Origin of the sequence: Aestuariivirga sp. (assembly GCF_044239095.1) — a bacterium.
Lineage (GTDB): Bacteria > Pseudomonadota > Alphaproteobacteria > Rhizobiales > Aestuariivirgaceae > Aestuariivirga.
Window position 1 is genome coordinate 1 of sequence record NZ_JBIICB010000007.1, and the last position, 16,029, is coordinate 16,029.

Below are 16,029 nucleotides of genomic sequence, written 5' to 3' on the forward strand. Positions count from 1 at the left end.
AGCGTCAGGTGCTGGATCAGAGGCTCGCCATAAACACGAATGCCCTTCTGGCGCGCCCGGCGGATCGCCTCATGCGCCTGCTCGCTCGATGTGTGCACGATGTAGACGGGAACGCCCGCGGCATCGGCGATCATGATGGCGCGGTTGGTGGCCTCGCCTTCCACCTCAGGCGGGCGCGAATAGGCATGCGCCTCAGGACCGGTGTTGCCCTCGCTCATGTATTTCTGCTGCAAGGCGGCCACGATGTCGCCGTTCTCGCAGTGGACGAGCGGCAGCGCGCCAAGTGCGGCGCAGCGCTGGAATGACGCGAACATCTGGTCGTCATTGACCATCAACGCACCCTTATAGGCCATGAAGTGCTTGAAGGTGTTGATGCCGCGGCTCACGACCTCGGCCATCTCGTTGAAGTGCGTCTCAGACCATCCGTTGATGCACATATGGTAGGAATAGTCACAGGAGGCCTGGCGCGTGGCCCTGCCTTCCCAGTCATTCATCGCCGCCACCATGCCGTCATTGCCGGGGATCACGAAGTCGACCACCATCGTCGTGCCGCCGGAAAGGGCAGCGAAGGTGCCACTCTCCCAGGTCTCGGCCGCCGTGGTCGCCATGAAAGGCATTTCGAGATGGGTGTGGGGATCGATGCCGCCCGGCATGATGTAGGCGCCTTCCGCATCAATGACGGTATCGCCCTTCAGGTTGGGTCCGATTTCGGCGATCTGCTCACCCTCGATGAGGATGTCGGCAACATATGTGCGGTCGGCCGCAACGATCGTGCCTCCCTTGATGACCTTGGACATTCTGCTTCTCCCTATAACACTCTTGCGTACTGAACCCCGCCCTCAGCCTTCCGGCGGAGGATTGCGCTTCGACCGGCCATTCACGATCCTTCCACCGTTGCGCACTTCAAGGTTCCGCTGATTCACACGCCATTCTGATACGCCACGGCCTGCATGGAAAGATGATAGTGGAAGCCCGTCAAGCCGTCGATGTCCCCGTGTACAGGCTCGAAATGAAGTTTGAACCGCGGCAGCCCACCCAGCTCACAGGGGGTGGGGATGATGGCACTTCCCGCATCCTGCCGTCATTCCGGCGAAAGCCGGAAACCAGCTGTCTTTCCGCGTCGTTGCCGTCCAAAGCTGGACCCCAGCTTTTGCTGGGGTGACGGCGCTGGAGAGTGGCGGACGGCGCTCCGGGTCTAGATATCCAGCCCCTCTTCGCTCACGAACTCCGCCCGCTCCGAGATGAAATTAAACCGCTCCTCGGGCTTGTTGCCCATGAGCTGTTCGACGGTCTTCGCGGTGGCGGCGCGGGCGGCGTCTTCGAGGGTGACGCGGAGGAGATGGCGCTTCCTGGGATCCATCGTCGTTTCCTTCAGCTGACTAGGCAGCATTTCGCCCAGGCCCTTGAAGCGGCTGACGTCTACCTTGCCACGGCCCGAGAGTTCCGTGCGCATCAGCTCCTCGCGGTGCTTGTCGTCCCGGGCGTAGGCGACCTTCGGCCCCTGGGCCAGCTTGTAGAGAGGCGGCACGGCCAGATAGAGGTGGCCCTGGTCGATCAAGAGCGGCATCTGGCGGTAGAAGAAGGTCATCAGGAGTGAGGCGATGTGGGCGCCGTCGACGTCGGCGTCCGTCATGATGATGATCTTGTCGTAGCGCAGGTCATCCTCCCGGTAGGAGGAGCCGGTGCCGGCACCCAGCGCCTGGACGAGGTCGGTGAGCTGCTGGTTGCCCGCCAGCTTGTCCTTGGTGGCGGAAGCGACGTTCAGGATCTTGCCGCGCAAAGGGAGCACGGCCTGTGTTTCACGGTTGCGGGCCTGCTTGGCGGAGCCGCCAGCCGAGTCGCCCTCGACGATGAAGAGCTCGGAGCCCTCCTTCTGGGTGGCGGAACAGTCGGCGAGCTTGCCGGGAAGGCGGAGCTTGCGCACCGCCGTCTTGCGGGAAACATCCTTCTCCTGCCTTCTGCGGATACGCTCCTCGGCACGGTCGATGATGAAGTTGAGGAGCTTGTCCGCCTGGGCCGGGTGGCCGGTGAGCCAATGGTCGAAATGGTCGCGCACCGCATTCTCGACGATGCGCATGGCCTCGACGGTGGCAAGCTTGTCCTTGGTCTGGCCCTGGAACTCCGGCTCGCGGATGAAGACGGAGAGGAGTGCGCCGGACGAGGTCATCACATCTTCCGCCGTGATCACCGCAGCGCGCTTGTTCTGGGTCATTTCCGCATAGTTGCGGATCGACTTGGTGAGCGCGGTGCGCAGGCCCTGCTCATGCGTGCCGCCCTCAGGGGTCGGGATGGTGTTGCAGTAAGAGGACGAGAAGCCGTCCTCGCCGCCGAACCAGGCCACCGCCCATTCCACCGTGCCGTGGCTTCCTTCCTTCTCCACGCGGCCGGCGAAGATTTCGTCTGCCACGCGGGTCATGCCCTCGAGCCGCTCGGCCAGGAAGTCCTTCAGGCCGCCGGGGAAGTGGAGGACGGCCTTTTCCGGCGTGTCCTTGTCCTTGATGAGGGAGGCATCGCAGGACCAGCGGATTTCCACACCGCCGAAGAGATAGGACTTGGAGCGCGACATCTTGTAGAGCCGCGAAGCGAGGAAGCTGGTGTTGCCCTTGCCGAAGATCTGCTCATCCGGGTGGAAGGACACCTTGGTGCCGCGGCGGCCTGAGACCTTGCCGAGGTTCTCGATGGGGCCCGTTGGCTTGCCGCGCCGGAATTCCTGCTTGTAGAGTTGCTGGCCGCGCGCCACCTCGACGACCACATGGTCGGACAGCGCGTTCACCACCGACACGCCCACGCCATGGAGGCCGCCCGAGGTCTCGTAAGCACCGGAGTCGAACTTGCCGCCCGCGTGCAGCGTGGTCATGATCACTTCAAGGGCCGACTTGTCCTTGAACTTGGGGTGCGGATCGATGGGGATGCCGCGGCCATTGTCGGTGACGGAGAGATAGCCGTCCGTTGTGTAGCTGACGTCGATCCAGGTGGCATGGCCCGCCACCGCCTCGTCCATGGCATTGTCGAGCACTTCGGCAAAGAGATGGTGCAGCGCCTTCTCGTCCGTACCGCCGATATACATGCCGGGGCGGCGGCGGACGGGTTCGAGACCTTCGAGAACCTCGATATCGGCAGCGGTATAGCTTTCCTCCCCGCGTGATTTGGCGGAGGCCTTGGGCGCCGCAGGCTTCGCGGCGGCGGGCAGATCGTCAAAGAGGCTGGCGGATTTGGCTGGCTTGGCCATTCTTGTTCCCGAATCGTTTCAGCTGCTCACTAACGCCCCACCGGGGGTGCTTGCAACAGGTGACTGGCCGGCGTCCGCAGACAACACCACTGACGCAACGGCATGCGTCGTTCTTCTTGACTTCGCATCCAGCCGGGAGTTTCCTTAAAGACAATAAAATTGCTTCGCAGCAAACAACTCAAGGGATGGCCAAGCCCGCTGCGGAGAATAATGGCTGGCCAAGTGGGAGAAAACGCATGTCCGACCTCAATAGTCGCATTGAGGCCATGTACCAAGCCGACAGGCGAGGTGCGTGGTTCTTCGTTGCCGCCCTTTGGGTGGTGATCCTGTTCGTACTGATCATGTCCTGGCCGCACATTCCCGACCAAGGGGTGCGCACCGTCGTCGTCATCGCGGCGGCCGCCGTGCTGATCTTCAACACCGCCTCAATGGCCGCCATGCTGCGCCACTACGCCGAGGACAAGCGCTTCATATACGGCCTCGACATCCAGCACCTCGACGCCACGAAGAAGGAGCTCTGATCCATGGCCAAATACACGCCCCCCGAACAAAGCAGGTTCATGCAGTGGGTGGACATCATCTTCGTCGTGGCTGCGATCTTCCTCGCCCTCTGGCTGCCGCTGCAGGCTGGCTGGGCAGGCGTCTCGCGCGCCATCCAGAAGATCGAGAACCCGACCTGGGAAGCCCTCGGGCAGACCCCTGCCCAGGTCGAACAGTGGGTGAAGCTCGGCTTCGCCGATGCCGCCGCCGCACATGACATCATCCAGAACAAGTTCGACTACACCATCGACTGGGTGCAGCTCATCATCCTGACCATCGTCATCGCCGGTTACTTCATTTTCCTCTTCAAGGCCTCAGACAAGGAATACCGGGACGTGATCGACGAAAAGTTCAACCACAAGAGCAAGAAGGGGTAAGGCCATGTGGATCACAATTGCTAATGCCGGATGGGTGTTGTCCGCCGCCCTCGTTCTGTGGATGCTCTATGATTGGTTTCGGGTCGATACGACCTATCCCGAGGATGTCCTGACCTCATCCCGCGAGGGTGAGATCGAGGCCGTCCAGGAAAAGCACCGGGTGTGAGGGGGAAAGACATGTCAAGCAAAAGCGCCTCTTCCTCAGGCAGCGTCCAGCGCGTCTCCCTGCTCCGCATCCTCGGCCCCGGCCATGTCTGGGCCTTAGGGGTCGGCATCGTCCTCGTGGGCGAATACACCGGCTGGAACTTCGCCGCCGACAAGGGCGGCACGCTCGCCGCGCTGATCATCTGCTGGGTGATCGGACTTCTCTATACCTCGGTCGCCATGATCGATTCCGAAGTGACCTCCACAGTGGCCGCAGCCGGCGGGCAATATGCCCAGGCCAAGCACATCGTGGGGCCGCTGATGGCCTTCAACGTAGCCCTCTACCTGGTCTTCGCCTACACCATGCTGGAGGTGTCCAACGCTATCCTGATCGCCGACACGATCAAGGCTTATGCGGGCGAAGGCTTCACTGACTGGCACTACAAGGGCATCATCGCCACGGTCATCGTGGGCCTCGCGGCTCTCAACTACCGCGGCGTGCTGATGACGCTGAACGTGAACTTCGTCATCACGGCAATCGCCTATGCCGCCATCATCGTGCTGTTCTTCTCGGTGCAGCCGTGGGCCCAGGGCACGGTCTTGAAGCTGAACGAGATGGTGACGCCGGAGAACGCGCTGCCCTATGGCTGGATCGGCGTGATCGCCGCCTTCCACTGGGGCATCTGGTTCTATCTCGGCATCGAGGGCACGACGCAGGCGGCGGAAGAAGTCCGCTCGCCCCCGCGCTCGCTGCCCTATGGCACCATGGCGGGCATGATCACGCTGCTGATCGGCGCCTCGCTCACCTGGTACATCTGCGCCTCGCTGATGCCGTGGCAGTACTTAGGCTATACCTATTACCCGCTGCTGGACGCCGGCAAGCTCACGGGAAGCCCGCTGCTCGAGACGATGATGTTCATCGCCACGATCCTCGCGGCCTTCGCCTCGGCCAACGGCTGCATCAATGATGCGGCGCGCGCCTGGTTCTCGCTGGGCAGAGACCGCTACCTGCCCAGCTGGTTCTCGGCGGTGCACCCGAAGTACCGCACACCCTACCGCTCGATCATGTTCCTGGTGCCGATCGCGCTGGCCTTCGCCTTCATCGCCAATCTCGGCCAGGCGATCACCTTCTCGATCCTGTCGGGCGTGCTGCAATACACCTTCATGAGCATCAACATCATGATGTTCCGCAACAAGTGGCCGCTGGGTACGATCCAGCGGGGGTATACCCACCCCTTCCACCCGTTGCCGGCCATTGTGCTGTTCCTGCTCTGCGTGGTGACCTACTTCGCGATCTTCCTGGGGTACGGTGCGCAGCTCACCGCCATGGTGGTGTTCTACATCATCATGTCGCTGTGGTTCCATTTCTACCGCTACCGCTATGTGCGGCGCGGCGACCAGTTCACCATGCCCTGGCCCAAGCCCAAGGGCTACTGAGCCGCAACACCAACCCATGCGGCCCGCCTCGTGAAGGGGCGGGCCGTTTCCTTGCTGAGCACCCGTAACTGACCATGTGGCAAACCATTCTCGGCATCCTGCTCGCGGCACTTCTCGCTGGGCTCCTCGTGCGCCATCTCCTGAGGGCGAACGCAGCACGCCGGGCGGAGCCGGAGCGGCTGTTCCGGGACGCCATGCCCGTGCTCGACAATGCAGAGCCCAAGGCGGGCGAGACGGCGGGTACCTTCCTGCTTGCCGGCACCTTCCGCGGCCATGAAGTGCGCGTCACAGCACTTGCCGATACGCTGGCGGTGCGCAAGCTGCCGGGGCTATGGCTGATGATCACCCTGCCCGGCCCGCTCCCCGTTACCGCCACCCTCGACATGATGATGCGGCCCGCAGGGGTCACGAGCTTCTCCAACTTCGATCTTCTGCCCTTCACGCTCGAAACGCCGCCCGGCGTTCCAGCACACCTCGTGGCGCGGAGCGACCAGCCTGAGCCGCCGCTGCCCTTTGACCTCGTGGCCCGCCACATCGGGCCACTGGAGGACCGGCGCGGCAAGGAGCTGCTGATCACGCCCAAGGGCCTGCGTCTGGTGATGCTGCTGGCCGAGGCCGACCGCGCGCGTTACGGCGTGTTCCGCCAGGCCGATTTCGGCGGCACCACCGTGGATCCGGAATTGCTCTCCCGCGGCATCGAACACCTGCTGGACTTGCGGCAGGACATCCTTACATGGCACGATCAGCAGGCATGACACAAAAGCCCGTCAATCCCTACATCGTGCTCGCCGCGGCCGTTCTGGTGCCGGGTGCCGGCCACGTGATCCAGGGCAAGCCGCAGCGCGGGCTGATGTTCCTGTTCTTCACCATCGTGCTGGGCTGGGTCAGCCTGCGGCTGATGCCCGAAACGGCCAGCGTCTTCGCGCGGCACGTCGGCGGCATCTTCATCTATGGCATGTCCGTCATCGATGCCTACAAGCTGGCACGGGTGAACTGGGAACAATGGAAGTTCGCGCAATCCCACCCGGGCGGAACGGCCAATCCGGAGCAATAGGCGGCCGCCAAACATCCGCAACACATTTTTCTGTGCAAGCAGTTGACCAATCGATATATCCGATGGCGTCGATTTCAAACACAGGAGTTCCGATGAAATGACAAACTGGCCCGCGCACGCCGCTTGGAATGGCCCCATCGTGATGATCGGCTTCGGCTCGATCGGACGGGGCACGCTACCGCTGATCCTCCGCCACATCAAATGCAACCCGCAGCAGATCACGGTCATCGACCCCGACGCGTCGACCAGCCAGCTTGCCGAAAAGCAGGGCGCCACTTTCATCAATGCGGCGATCACCGCCAAGAACCACCGCCAGGTGCTGAAGCCCCTGCTGACCGCCGGCCCCGGCCCTGCCTTCATCGTGAACCTCTCAGTCGATGTCGACAGCCTCGACATCATGCGGCTGGCCCGCGAGACCGGTGCGCTCTACATCGACACCGTGATCGAACCGTGGCCCGGCTTCTACTACAATTCCAAAACGCCCCAGGCCGACCGCACCAACTACCGCCTGCGCGAGAAGCTGACGGCGCTCAAGCGCGAATTGGGCCTCGGCCCCACGGCCGTGTCATGCTGCGGGGCAAACCCCGGCATGGTCTCCTGGTTCGTCAAGAAGGCGCTGATGGACATCGCCGAGGCGACGAAGACTAAGGTGGCCGAGCCAAAGACGCGCGAAGGCTGGGCCAAGCTGATGAAGCGGCTGGGCGTCAAGGGCATCCACGTGGCCGAGCGCGATACGCAGCGCACCAAGAAGCCCAAGCCCTTCGGCACCTTCGTCAACACCTGGTCGGTCGAGGGCTTCATTTCGGAAGGGCTCCAGCCCGCCGAACTTGGCTGGGGCACCCATGAGAAGAAGCTGCCGCCAAAGGGCAAGCGCCACAAGACAGGCTGCGGCGCGGCGATCTACATTGAAACCCCTGGCGCCGACACGCGGGTGCGCACATGGACGCCCACCGAAGGCGCCCACTTCGGCTTCCTGGTGACGCACAACGAAGCGATCTCGATCTCCGACTACTTCACGGTGCGCGATGGCCGCAAGGTCACTTACCGGCCGACCTGCCACTATGCCTATCACCCCTCCAACGATGCCGTTCTCTCCTGGCATGAAATGCTTGGCAATGGCGGCAAGCGCCTGAAGCACGCCTATGTGCTGGACGAGAGCGAGATCGCAGACGGACGCGACGAGTTGGGTGTGCTGCTCTATGGCCACAAGAAGAACGCCTACTGGTTCGGTTCGCAGCTCTCGATCGAGGACGCGCGCAAGCTGGCACCCTACCAGAGCGCCACGGGCATGCAGGTGACCTCCGCCGTGCTGTCGGGCATGGTCTGGGCCATCGAGAACCCCGCATCCGGCATCGTCGAAACCGACGAGATGGACTACCGGCGCTGCATGGAGATCCAGGCACCCTATCTGGGCCCGCTGCGCGGCTATTTCACGGACTGGACGCCGCTCGACTCCGTGCTCGAGCTGTTCGCGCCCGATCTCGACCGGCGCGACCCATGGCAGTTCCAGAATATTCTGGTAGGCTGACGAATCTGCGGCCCTCCCCGCCTCGGGGAGGGCTTTTCATCAATAATGGACCGAGAGGCACCATGAAACCTAACCGTCTTGCGCCCCTCGTGGCCGCCACTCTGTTTTTCTTTGCGTCCGCCGTTTCCGCTCAACCCTTGCATGGCATCGCGATGCATGGCGAGCCGGCACTGCCGCCGGACTTCGCACACTTGCCATATGCCAACCCCGATGCGCCCAAGGGCGGCCAGCTCCGGCAGGCGTTGACGGGGTCCTTCGACAGCGTGAACCCCTTCATCGTCAAGGGTTTGGCTGCGGCAGGCGTCAGGTCCTATGTATTCGAAAGCCTTCTGGGGCGGAACTGGGCGGAGCCCTTCTCGCTCTATGGCCTGCTGGCGGAATCGATTGAGGTTTCCGACGACCGGCAGACATTCACCTTCAAGCTGCGGCCAGAGGCAAAATTCTCTGACGGGACCCCCGTCACCGTCGCGGATATCGTCTTTTCGCTCGAGACACTGCGCGACAGCGGGCGCCCGAACTACCGGAACTACTACGGCAAGATCAAGCGCATCGAGACCCCCGACGAACACACCATCACGCTGACGCAGGACTCAGGTGACCGTGAACTTCCGCTCATCATCGGCGTCATGCCGGTGCTCTCGAAGGCCTTCTGGCAGGGCAAGGATTTCGCGGCGACCACGCTCGACCCGATCGTGGGCTCCGGGCCCTATGTGATGGGAGAGATCAAGGCTGGTGAGACCATCACCTACCGCAAGAACCCGGATTATTGGGGCAAGGACCTTCCCATCCAGAAAGGCCTGTGGAACTTCGACGAGGTGCGCTTCGACTATTACCGCGACGCCAACGCCGCCTTCGAGGCCTTCAAGTCAGGCCTCGCCGATGTCCGGATCGAGACGGATCCGGTGCGATGGAACACCGGCTATGATTTCCCCGCCGCCAAGGATGGCAAGATCATCCGCGAGAAGATCGAGCAGAAAACCCCCGCAGCGGCGTCGAGCTTCGCCTTCAATACAAGGCGCAAGATCTTCGAGGATCCGCGTGTTCGGGAAGCGCTGGCCATGGCTTTCGACTTCGAATGGGCCAATGCCAATCTCTTCGCCAACTCCTACCGGCGAACCTACGGGTTTTTCGGGGGCTCGGAGCTCTCCTCCGAAGCACGGCCCGTGGACGAGCGCGAGCGCGCCGTTCTGGGTGAAGCCGCCAACCGGCTGAGGCCCGACTTCATTGACGGCAGCTACCGGCTTCCGGTGAGCGACGGCTCCGGGCGCGACCGGAACGTGCTCCGCAAGGCAGTGGACCTCCTCGCACAGGCGGGATGGACCGTCGGCGACCAAGGCCTCGTCAATGCCGCGGGAGAACCCTTCGCCTTCACCATCACCGGGCAGACCCGTGACCATGAGAAGATCGCGCTGCACTACCAGCGCACGCTCCAGGCCATTGGCATCAAGGCGGAGTTACGGATCGTTGATCCCGCGCAATTCTCCGCCATCCAGACCAGCTACGACTATGACATGATCCCGGCGACATGGTCCAACTCGCTATCGCCCGGCAACGAGCAGATGCTGTATTTCGGGTCGGAGGGACGCACCGTCGAAGGGACGCGCAACTATCCGGGCATCGCGGATCCAGCCGTCGACGCCGCCATCAAATCCATGCTGGACGCCAGGGACCGGGACGACTTTGTGGCGGCCGCGCGCGCAGAGGACAGGCTGCTCGTCTCTGGGTTCTATGTGGTTCCGCTCTACGACGCAGGCGGACAGTGGGTGGCGCGGTGGAATTACATCGGTAGCCCGAGCACTCAGCCGCTCCCGGGTTTCGAGGCGACGACTCTCTGGCGTGAACGTTGAGCTATACGGGCGAAAAACCCCCGGAACGGCTGAATCTCGCGCGCTACTGTCTTTCCGCCAAACCGGCGGAGAAGACAGCCCTCATCGTCGCCGGCCCTGACGCGACTGAGCGATGGAGCTACGGGGAACTCGAAGACACGGTGCTGCGTCTCGCACAGGGGCTTCGGCGGTCCAGTGTCGAGCCGGGCCAGCGGCTGTTCATCCGCATGGGCAACTCGCTCGACTACGCGCTGGTGTTCTTCGCGGCCAATGCGATCGGGGCTGTGCCGATCCCCGCATCGCCCATGCTGACGACCTCCGAGGTGGAAAGGCTCGTCCATCTCAGCGGGGCGCGGCACATCGCATGGGACGGACTTCTGCCGCTTCCCAGGGTCGAGGGCGCCAAAGTCCTGTCGCCGGATGACATTGCGCGGATGAAACGCGCTCCCGCCGGGACCTATGCAGATACAGGGGCGGATGATCCCGCCTATCTCATCTTCACCTCCGGCACATCTGGCACACCGAAGGGCGTCCTCCATGCGCAGCGCGCGGTGTGGGGGCGGCGGCCCATGTATCAGGGATGGTACGGCATCTCCGCCTCCGACATCGTGCTGCATACCGGCGCATTCAACTGGACCTATACGCTCGGCACAGGGCTGTGCGACCCCTTCGCAAATTCCGCCACCTCTGTTGTATATACAGGTGATCGCAATCAAGATATCTGGGCCCGTCTCGTGATGGAACATGGCGTCACGATCATGGCCTCGGTGCCTGGGTTGTATAGACAGATGCTGCGGGCCGGCTTCAACCCGGCTCACAGCCTCCGCCATGGCCTGACGGCGGGAGAAGCCCTCGCAGCTCCCATCCTCGAGGCATGGCGCAGCCAGACCGGGCGGGAGCTCTATGAGGCCCTGGGTATGAGCGAGATTTCAACCTACATCTCCTCTTCTCCCGGCGTGCCCGTGAAGCCTGGCTCGCCCGGAAAACCCCAGCCAGGCCGCTCCGTGCAAGTCCTCGCGGACGGGCAGATCGGCGTTCACCGGTCCGATCCCGGACTTTTCCTGCGCTACTGGGGGGAAGAGCCAGCCGGTGATGCATGGTTCGCCACGGGCGACCTCGGCGAGATCGATGACGAAGGCTACCTCTGGTACCGGGGCCGGGCCGATGACCTCATGAATGCTGGTGGCTTCCGTGTTTCCCCTCTCGAGGTCGAGGCCGTTCTGCTGCAACACCCCACGGTGGCGGATGCCGGTGTGCGGGAATGGCGCGTCTCGGAAACCGCATCGATCATCGCCGCCTTCATTGTGCCGCAGCCTGATGCGGCGGCGAACGAACAGGCCATCCTTGCGTTTGTCAGGGACAGGCTTGCCGCCTATAAATGCCCCAAGCAGATATGGTTCGTGCATGCGCTTCCGCGAACCGCCAACGGCAAGCTCATCCGGAAAGCGCTGGAGAGACCCTGAGCGATGCCTGGCCGTTTCATTCTCGACGTCGTATCCGACGTCATCTGTCCCTGGTGCTTCCTCGGCAAGCGCCGGCTCGACGCGGCATTGGCGCGCCTCGATGATCTCGATGTCTTTGTCCGCTGGAGACCCTTCATGCTGGATCCCACCATTCCGCCCGAAGGCCTCGACCGGCACGAATACATGCTGGCGAAATTCGGTCCGGAGCGGCTGAAGACCATCCACGATCCGCTCATCGCCGCGGCCGGGGAACTTGGCATTCCCTTCGATTTCGAGGCCATTTCGCGCACCCCCAATACACTCGACGCACACCGGCTGATCCGCTGGTCGCATACGGTGGAGCGCCAGCATGAGATGGCCGAGCGCCTGTTCATGGCCTATTGGAGCGAGGGACGCGACGTGAGCGACCGCGACGTGCTGGCAGCCTGCGCGGGAGAAGCCGGCATCAATGCCCAGCAGATCCGCGAGCTGCTCGACAGCGAGCAGGACGTTGCCGAAACAAAGGCCGAAATCCAGCACGCCACCAACATCGGCGTCACGGGCGTCCCGACCTTCATCCTCGGACAGAGCTATGCGCTCGTCGGGGCGCAGTCACCCGATGTGCTGGCGGATGCGATCGGCCGCGTTGCCAAAGAGATCGCGGAAGAAGGTTAAAGCCGCAAAGAGGAACTCACGCCGCCAGTTTCACCAGCGTCTGCATCAACTGCCGCGTGCCTTTCAGACGATCTTCCGCCGAGTTCCAGTTCCGCATGACCACGAGTTTCATGTCAGGGCGGAGCTTGGCTTGCGCGCCCTGCCCCGTGATCCACTGCACGAGAGCCTGCGGATTGGAGAAGGCATCGCCACGGAAAGCCATGACGGCGCCTTTCGGGCCCGTATCCACGCTCTGCACATTCGCGGCGCGGCAGAGGAGCTTGATCGACATCACCGAAAGCAGGTGGTTGACCTCTTCGGGCAGCGGCCCGAAGCGATCCCGCAGTTCCGCGCCGAAACCGTCGACCGCCTGCTGGTCTTGCAGGTCTGCGAGACGCCGGTAGAGACCAAGGCGCACCTGCAGGTCCTCGACATAGGACTCAGGGATCAGCACGGACGTGCCGATGTTGATCTGCGGTGACCATTGGCCGTCAGCCTCCAGGGTATCCTCGCCGGTCCGGAGCTTGACGACGGCCTCCTCGATCATCTGCTGGTAGAGTTCGTAGCCCACTTCCTTGATATGGCCGGACTGCTCGTCACCGAGCAGGTTACCAGCACCACGCAGATCGAGATCATGGCTGGCGAGACTGAACCCCGCCCCCAGTGAATCAAGCGACTGCAGAACCTTGAGGCGCCTGTCCGCAGCAGCTGAGAGCGGCCGGTTTGCCGGCGTCGTGAAGATCGCATAGGCGCGCTGCTTGGAGCGGCCCACCCGGCCCCTCAGCTGGTAGAGCTGCGCGAGGCCGAACATGTCTGCGCGGTGAATGATGAGCGTATTTGCCGTCGAGATGTCGAGGCCAGATTCGACGATGGTGGTTGAGAGCAGAAGATCGAAGGTCCGGTCGTAGAAGCCGGTCATGATGTCCTCGAGCTCGGTTGGCGGCATGCGGCCATGCGCCGTGCGGAATTTCACCTCCGGCACCCTTTCGCGCAGGAAGGCGGCAATCTCGTCGAGATCGCTGATGCGCGGCACGACATAGAAGCTCTGGCCGCCGCGGAAATGCTCACGCAGCAGACTCTCACGGATGATAACGGGGTCGAAGGGCGTGATGTAGGTGCGGACCGCCAGACGGTCGAGCGGCGGCGTGGTGATGAGGGAGAGCTCGCGCACGCCGGAGAGTGCCAGTTGCAGCGTCCGCGGGATGGGCGTGGCGGTGAGCGTCAGCACATGCACGTTGGTTCGCATCTCCTTGAGACGCTCCTTGTGCTTCACGCCGAAATGCTGTTCCTCGTCGATGATCAGCAGTCCAAGGTCACGGAACCTGATTGACTCGGCCAGAAGCGCATGCGTTCCAACCACGATGTCGATGTCGCCGCTCGCGATCCCGGCCTTGACCTGCTCGAGCTCCTTGCGCGGCACGAGACGCGAGGCTTGCGCGATGTTGAGGGGCAGCCCCTTGAAGCGGGCCTGGAAGGTGGCGAAATGCTGCCGCGCGAGCAGTGTCGTCGGCACCACGACCGCCACCTGCTTGCCGTTCATGGCGGCAACGAACGCTGAACGCAGCGCCACTTCCGTCTTGCCGAAGCCCACGTCGCCGCAGATGAGGCGGTCCATCGGGCGGCCTTTCTGCAGGTCATCGATGACGGCCTCGATTGAGGTAAGCTGGTCTTCCGTCTCCTCATAGGGGAAGCGCGCCGCGAATTCCTCATAGGCGCCCTCAGGCGGTGGCAGGACGTCACCAGGCTTGAGCTCGCGCGCGGCAGCGGTCCGAATCAGGCCCTCGGCGATCTTGAGGATACGTTCCTTGAGCTTCGCCTTCTTGGCCTGCCAGGCGCCGCCACCGAGCTTGTCCAGCTGCGCGCCCTGCTCGTCAGAGCCATAGCGGGAAAGAAGTTCGATGTTCTCGACCGGCAGGAACAGCCGGTCACCGCCGGCATAGGAAAGGAACAGGCAATCATGCGGCGCGCCCTGAACCTCAATGGTCTTCAGGCCTTCAAAGCGGCCGATGCCATGGTCGACATGAACGACGAGGTCGCCCGGTGTCAGGGCCGACAGCTCACTGATAAAGTCGGAAGCTTTCTTGTTGCGGCGCCCGCGCCGCACCATGCGGTCGCCCAGTATGTCCTGCTCGGAGATGATGGCGAAGCCATCCGTTTCGAAACCTTCCTCGAGACCCAGCACGAGGAGGCCCGCGATGGCCTTGTCCCACGATAGAAACTCCGGCCAGTCCTTGGCAGCCGCAAGCGGAGCAACGTCATGGTCCTTCAGGATTGTCTCGAGCCGCTCCCGCGAGCCTTCCGTCCATGTCGAGATGGCGATGCGCCTTCCACCCCGGCGGATGTCGTCGGCATGGGCCTTGACCGCCTCATAGACATTGCCTCCGGCCTGCGCGCGTTCGGCAGCGAAACTGCGCCCGCGCCTGCCGCCGAACGAAATGGCATTCGGAGTTTCAAAGGCAGAGACGGCCAGCACCGTGTGGTTGGACTGGAACTCCGACCACTGCGCATCCGTCAGATACAGCGTTTCAGGCTTTACCGGCTTGTAGGGCGCTGCGCCGAAGGTCTCCTTCCTGTCGAGGGCCTCCTTGCGGGCATTGTAGAACTCGGCAACCTGTTCCTGGCGCGCGGCCACCGCTTCGTCAGCCGATTGGTCCAGCGTCACCACGGGATCGTCCAGATAGTCGAATAATGCCGCAAGACTGTCGTGGAACAGGGGCAGCCAGTGCTCCATGCCCTGGTATTTGCGGCCTGCGGTAACACTCTCATACAGCGGATCGCTTGTGTCGATGCCGCCGAAAGCTGCTGCGTAATTGACCCTGAAACGGCCGATCGCCTGCTCGTTCAGCAGCACCTCGTTGGCCGGGTTGAGCGTGAAGCGCCGGAGGGTCGAAGTGGTGCGCTGCGTCTCGGGGTCAAAGCTCCGGATCGTCTCGATCGTATCCCCGAAGAAGTCGAGCCGCACCGGCTCGTCTGCGCCGGGCGGGAAGATGTCAAGAATTCCACCCCTTACCGCAAAATCGCCAGGATCGACCACCGTTCCGGTCCGCGAGAAGCCGTTCTCGCTGAGAAACGCAAGAAGCTGGTCCGAGTTCACACGGTTACCGGGGGCGGCGGAGAACCTTTGCCCTTCAACCAGTGAGCGCGGCGCCACACGCTGCAGGATCGCGGGAACGGTCGTCAGCAGCAGAAGCGGCTTCGTCCGCGGCTCCAGCAGACGTGCGAGCGTGGAGAGCCTGCGCGCCACGATATCGGCCACCGGCGAGACGCGGTCATAGGGCAGGCAATCCCAGGCGGGAAAGCGCAGCACCTCGAGCCCCGGCGCAAAATAGGCAAGCTGGTCAGACAGCACGGCGGCGCGCTGGTCATCGACCGCCACATGCACGGTGACGCGCAGGCCTGCGGCCTTGGCGATCTCCGGCAGAAGCATGGCATCAAGCCCTTGCGGAACACCTGAAAGCGCGGTGCGCCCCGGCCGGGCAAGCGAGGGCTTCAGCTTCGATAAGTCGATCATGGCTGGAAATCGATAATGCGCGTGAGCATGCCGGAGGCGTATTCAGCTGGAACGGGAACCTGTTTCGTGGCCCAGGCAAGCATGTCCTGGTCGGGAATATCCATGATACGTTCAAGTTCGGCGACGTCATCTGCGCTGAAATGGCCGAGATTTCGGGTCACGAACCCTCCAAGGATCAGGTCCATCTCCTTGATGCCGCGGTGGGTGGCGCGCCACAGCAGGCGCTTGCGGCGAAATTCCAGATCGGGAGAGCTCATCATGCCGGAGGTGTCTTGCCCCAACCGCCC

14 protein-coding genes are annotated in these 16,029 nt (G+C 63.0%); 10 read left to right on the forward strand and 4 right to left on the reverse strand.

Going from position 1 to position 16,029, the window contains the following annotated elements:
- On the reverse strand, positions 1–797 hold a 797-nt coding region (locus tag ACILRA_RS01295), incomplete at its 3' end, for an amidohydrolase family protein (RefSeq protein ID WP_395660282.1).
- A 398-nt stretch (positions 798–1,195) separates the two neighbouring features.
- Positions 1,196–3,229 carry a DNA topoisomerase IV subunit B gene (gene parE / locus ACILRA_RS01300; protein WP_395660283.1) on the reverse strand — a complete coding sequence of 678 codons (2,034 nt, stop codon included), beginning with the start codon at positions 3,227–3,229 and terminating at the stop codon, positions 1,196–1,198.
- Positions 3,230–3,465: 236 nt separating this feature from the next.
- Between parE and ACILRA_RS01305 the strand changes: the two genes are divergently transcribed.
- From ACILRA_RS01305 to ACILRA_RS01350, 10 genes are all read left to right on the forward strand, one after another.
- Positions 3,466–3,750 carry a hypothetical protein gene (locus tag ACILRA_RS01305; RefSeq protein ID WP_395660284.1) on the forward strand — a complete coding sequence of 95 codons (285 nt, stop codon included), beginning with the start codon at positions 3,466–3,468 and terminating at the stop codon, positions 3,748–3,750.
- 3 nt (positions 3,751–3,753) lie between these two features.
- Positions 3,754–4,146, forward strand: a complete 393-nt coding sequence (locus tag ACILRA_RS01310) for a hypothetical protein (protein WP_395660285.1) — start codon at positions 3,754–3,756, stop codon at positions 4,144–4,146.
- A gap of 4 nt (positions 4,147–4,150) precedes the next feature.
- On the forward strand, positions 4,151–4,312 hold the full coding sequence (locus tag ACILRA_RS01315) for a hypothetical protein (RefSeq protein WP_395660286.1): 162 nt from the start codon (positions 4,151–4,153) through the stop codon (positions 4,310–4,312).
- 11 nt (positions 4,313–4,323) lie between these two features.
- The gene (locus ACILRA_RS01320) at positions 4,324–5,727 is read left to right on the forward strand and encodes an APC family permease (protein ID WP_395660287.1); all 1,404 of its coding nucleotides are present in this window, start codon (positions 4,324–4,326) and stop codon (positions 5,725–5,727) included.
- Between the two features lie 74 nt (positions 5,728–5,801).
- Positions 5,802–6,482 (forward strand): hypothetical protein, encoded by a 681-nt coding sequence (locus ACILRA_RS01325; protein ID WP_395660288.1) that lies wholly within the window; start codon positions 5,802–5,804, stop codon positions 6,480–6,482.
- Positions 6,461–6,781, forward strand: coding sequence for a DUF6677 family protein (locus ACILRA_RS01330; protein WP_395660289.1), 321 nt, complete (start codon positions 6,461–6,463; stop codon positions 6,779–6,781). Before ACILRA_RS01325 ends, ACILRA_RS01330 begins: the two co-directional genes overlap by 22 nt.
- Before the next feature lie 97 nt (positions 6,782–6,878).
- Positions 6,879–8,309, forward strand: a complete 1,431-nt coding sequence (locus tag ACILRA_RS01335; RefSeq protein WP_395660290.1) for a homospermidine synthase — start codon at positions 6,879–6,881, stop codon at positions 8,307–8,309.
- A 62-nt stretch (positions 8,310–8,371) separates the two neighbouring features.
- Complete coding sequence (locus ACILRA_RS01340; RefSeq protein ID WP_395660291.1) at positions 8,372–10,156, forward strand: extracellular solute-binding protein; 1,785 nt, start codon at positions 8,372–8,374, stop codon at positions 10,154–10,156.
- Positions 10,153–11,598 carry an acyl-CoA synthetase gene (locus ACILRA_RS01345; protein WP_395660292.1) on the forward strand — a complete coding sequence of 482 codons (1,446 nt, stop codon included), beginning with the start codon at positions 10,153–10,155 and terminating at the stop codon, positions 11,596–11,598. Before ACILRA_RS01340 ends, ACILRA_RS01345 begins: the two co-directional genes overlap by 4 nt.
- 3 nt (positions 11,599–11,601) lie before the next feature.
- Entirely contained in the window at positions 11,602–12,252 is a 651-nt protein-coding gene (locus tag ACILRA_RS01350; RefSeq protein ID WP_395660293.1) for a DsbA family protein, read from the forward strand.
- Between the two features lie 16 nt (positions 12,253–12,268).
- Here ACILRA_RS01350 and mfd read toward each other — a convergent pair whose 3' ends face one another.
- Positions 12,269–15,742, reverse strand: coding sequence for a transcription-repair coupling factor (gene mfd / locus ACILRA_RS01355; RefSeq protein WP_395660294.1), 3,474 nt, complete (start codon positions 15,740–15,742; stop codon positions 12,269–12,271).
- Positions 15,739–16,002, reverse strand: a complete 264-nt coding sequence (locus ACILRA_RS01360) for a succinate dehydrogenase assembly factor 2 (protein ID WP_395660295.1) — start codon at positions 16,000–16,002, stop codon at positions 15,739–15,741. Before ACILRA_RS01360 ends, mfd begins: the two co-directional genes overlap by 4 nt.
- Positions 16,003–16,029: the final 27 nt, after the last annotated feature.